The organism is Flavobacterium pygoscelis, assembly GCF_023162025.1.
Lineage (GTDB): Bacteria > Bacteroidota > Bacteroidia > Flavobacteriales > Flavobacteriaceae > Flavobacterium > Flavobacterium pygoscelis.
On sequence record NZ_JALNUB010000034.1, the window covers coordinates 1 to 3,503 of the forward strand.

The following is a 3,503-nucleotide window of genomic DNA, read 5'->3' on the forward strand; positions in this document are numbered from 1 at the left end:
GCTAACGTCTTGGCGCTTGGCGTGGTTGGGGACTTTTGAAACCGAGTATTTTCGGCTTAACGTAAATGTAGTAAAAAACGCTAATTCCACTAAATCCCCAATCACGCCAAACGGCTGTTGGCAGTAGTTATTTTTATTCAATTAGGTCTTCGATTGAATTTGCAATTTCAATAATCTCTCTAGTTTCGTGTAACCAAATATAAATTTTTTCTCTAATTTCTGTTTGATTTTCTTGAAAGGGCAACATAATTAAATTATCTCCACAACCATTTTCGGCGATTGCAATTCCATTCTTTGGAAAACCTTCTATTTCTCTTAATTGATTAGTTTCTAAAACAATGTGGTTACAAGTTCGGCTAATTCTTTTATTATCCAATTTGTCAAAAAATGGATAGATTGTCCAATCATCTTCATCGGTTGAAAATTCTCCACCATTTTCTTTTTTCATTTTTTCAATGAAGGATTTTGGGAATTGAACTCCCAACTCAACTTCTGCTTCTTTTATGTATTTTAATTCTATGGGAAATGGCATAATTTAATATTTTATAAAATCCCAAGGAATTTTTTGTTTAAAGTCTTGAATACTGTTTTCAATTAATTCTAAAGAAATATCTTTTTTCCATAAAGTTACTGTTCTTGTAAGTTTGGTATCGTCTCTAAATATTTCTATTATAAGTTCATTATTACGATAAATTTCTACACCAATTCCATCTCTATCACCACTAACATCACTTGCAATTTCAATTCTGTCTTTCTCATTTTCCATTGTTAAGTACTGTATTCGTTCAGTTTTTCGATAATTACTGCCAACGTCTTGGCGCTTGCCGAGGTTGGGGAAATAGGAGCAGAGTATTTTCTACCGAAACGAAGATATGATAAAAAACGCTAATTCCACTAAATCCCCAATCTTGGCAAACGGCTGTTATAGGCCGTTTCTATTTTCTATCCATATTAAATTCCCGTTTCCATCTAAATTTTCTGCAGAAGCGACTGATTTCTCAATTAATATACTACCGTCTTTTTGTCTAACTGCTTTCATAACATCTGCTCTTCTAAATTTTAAAAATTTATCAGTTCCTTCTGGTAATATTGCTACATTCAGCCCAAGATAATTTGATTTTACACTTGGGTAAACTATTCCCCAAACTATATTCTTACTTTTTGGATGAGAAAGAAAGATATTTGTAAATATGGCACTTATGCGATATAGTTCGTTGTCTTCTTTTTTTACTTCTTTAGCGAATTCATTACTAAAAAAAGATAATTTTTCTTTAGCATCATTAAGCAATTCTTCATTGCTTAATGTAATTTCCTTCATAAATTCCATCTGTGTCTCTTTGTTCGATAAAACACTTTCAGTTAACTGTTTTAAATCCTCTTGAAATACAACTTCATATACTTGAAAATCTTCAATAATATCCCATCTTGATAGAGTGAAATATTCTTCTGTTATTTCGGGTTTATAAAACATTTCAGAAGTTTCCATAAAAGCAGTTGCTCTGTTCTGTTGAATTTCTGCTGTCATTAAAGATCCGTAAAACATTGATTCTCCAGGAATATTAGCTCTGCCATATTCGTTATTAATCCTTTTTACATCGAGAATACTTTTTTCCTTTATATAGGATAGTTCTTGTATTTTTTTTGCTCGAAAATCTTCACTGTGTGGTCTTATTCTATCAACATAATGACCTGAATTCATTTTTGCAATAGTAATTGGCATAGCTTTGATTTCTTTCAATGCCTTTTCAATAAATATTGTATCAATCGTTTTTAATTTTGTTGAGATGAATTTTTTTAATATGTAGAAAGGAAGATTTTCAATTTTCATATTTTCGTGTGATTTTGACTTGTGCGGTGAAATGGCCTATAACGTCTTGGCGCTTGCCGAGGTTGGGGACTTTTGAAACCGAGTATTTTCGGCTTAACGTAAATGTAGTAAAAAAACGCTAATTCCACTAAATCCCCGATCTTGGCAAACGGCTGTTAGCTGATGTATCTTTTTATTTCATTTTCTACCAATTTCCATTTTCCTGTTTTGCTTAAGTTATATATTGCAAAGTGTTTAATCTCATTTGATATTTCATTGTAACATTTGATTAAAGCTTCTTCTTTTGTTTCTTTTTTTGAATTACATAAAACATATAAAAAATGTTCTGGATTGATTTGTTCAATAAATTCTAATTTTTCAATATTATTATTCATTAATCTTCTGATTATTCTGTTTTTAAGATATTCACTTGGATTTTTTGACCAAATTTTTTCGATATTCATAACTAAAATATTTTCATTTCCATACAAAAGTAAAGCTCTTAAATAAGATTCATTATCAGTTTGATAATAATCTCCTAAAAGAATATTGTCACGTTTTGGATTTGCAACATTTTTATATATTTTCAACGCATATTTTACATCGTTTCGATATTTTGAGTTGTAAAATGTATCAAAAAAATCTTCGTAATATATTTTTTTCAAGTTTGGTAAAAGAGCATAAAGTATAATTCTAATTCTTTGTCTTTTTGAATAATCACAATCAATTAATTCTTTATGAATTTTGGAATAAACTTTTGAAGAATATTTATATACTTCAATCCTTTTTAAAAGATTTGATTCAACTGATTTTTTTAAGTCATTATTAGGTACTGTTAGATAAAATTGAATTAAGTTGGGTAATTTAACAGTGTTTAAAACGCTATGAATTAACAAATTATAATTTCCTCCAAAAAAAATTTCATTTCTTTTTTCAATTAATTCATTGAGAAGATTAATTTGTCGTTGTTTCATTATTGTCGTCGTTTTTTTGGATATATCAGCTAACGTATTGGCGCTTGCCGTGGTTGCGGACTTTCTAGCAGAGTATTTTCTACCGTAACGAAGATATGAATAAAAACGTTAATTCCACTAAACCCGCAATCATGGCAAACGGCTGTTATGTGACGGCTATTTACGTGTTTATTTCCGGTTAATTTTCCGCTTCTAACTTTCAAGTTTCTGCTTGTCGATTCCAATTTTCACGCTTCTACTTTTTAATTTTCTAAATTTCCATTCCAACTTTGAAGTTTCTGCTTGTCGATTCCAACTTTCACGCTTCTGCTTTTCAAGTTTCCACATTTCCATTCCAATTTTCAAGTTTCTACTTTTCAAGTTTCCACATTTCCATTCCAACTTTCACGCTTCTGCTTTTCAAGTTTCCACATTTCCATTCCAATTTTCACGTTTCTACTTTTCAAGTTTCCACATTTCCAATCCAAATTTTTAAGTTTCTGCTTTTCGAGTTTCAACAATTCTATTACAATTAAATCTCAAATCAAAAATCGTTAATCATCAATCTAAAATCCTTTAAATGTTGTGATTACGTCTCGTTTTTTCATAGCTGTCACATAACGTTTCGCGGCTACAAGAAGTGGCGAACTTCGGAACTGCGTATTTTCTGCTAAGATAAAATTTATTGCGAAAGATAAACGTGAATTTTGCACATTTCTCGCCATTTCTTGTAACCGCTGTTG

Annotated in this window: 4 protein-coding genes; all 4 read right to left on the reverse strand. The window is 30.4% G+C overall.

Annotated features, from left to right (window positions below; all coding sequences use genetic code 11):
• Positions 1 to 133 precede the first annotated feature (133 nt).
• Complete coding sequence (locus tag MW871_RS16205) at positions 134 to 532, reverse strand: SMI1/KNR4 family protein (protein ID WP_248429349.1); 399 nt, start codon at positions 530 to 532, stop codon at positions 134 to 136.
• Between the two features lie 3 nt (positions 533 to 535).
• On the reverse strand, positions 536 to 766 hold the full coding sequence (locus tag MW871_RS16210) for a hypothetical protein (RefSeq protein WP_248429350.1): 231 nt from the start codon (positions 764 to 766) through the stop codon (positions 536 to 538).
• A gap of 156 nt (positions 767 to 922) precedes the next feature.
• Complete coding sequence (locus MW871_RS16215) at positions 923 to 1,828, reverse strand: hypothetical protein (protein WP_248429426.1); 906 nt, start codon at positions 1,826 to 1,828, stop codon at positions 923 to 925.
• A gap of 155 nt (positions 1,829 to 1,983) precedes the next feature.
• The gene (locus MW871_RS16220; protein ID WP_248429427.1) at positions 1,984 to 2,781 is read right to left on the reverse strand and encodes a hypothetical protein; all 798 of its coding nucleotides are present in this window, start codon (positions 2,779 to 2,781) and stop codon (positions 1,984 to 1,986) included.
• Positions 2,782 to 3,503 lie beyond the last annotated feature (722 nt).

Excerpts from the sequence above, each read along its gene's own strand:
- MW871_RS16205 (WP_248429349.1), bottom strand. The coding sequence starts at position 532 with ATGCCATTTCCCATAGAATTAAAATACATAAAAGAAGCAGAAGTTGAG.
- MW871_RS16210 (WP_248429350.1), bottom strand. The coding sequence starts at position 766 with ATGGAAAATGAGAAAGACAGAATTGAAATTGCAAGTGATGTTAGTGGT.
- MW871_RS16215 (WP_248429426.1), bottom strand. The coding sequence starts at position 1,828 with ATGAAAATTGAAAATCTTCCTTTCTACATATTAAAAAAATTCATCTCA.
- MW871_RS16220 (WP_248429427.1), bottom strand. The coding sequence starts at position 2,781 with ATGAAACAACGACAAATTAATCTTCTCAATGAATTAATTGAAAAAAGA.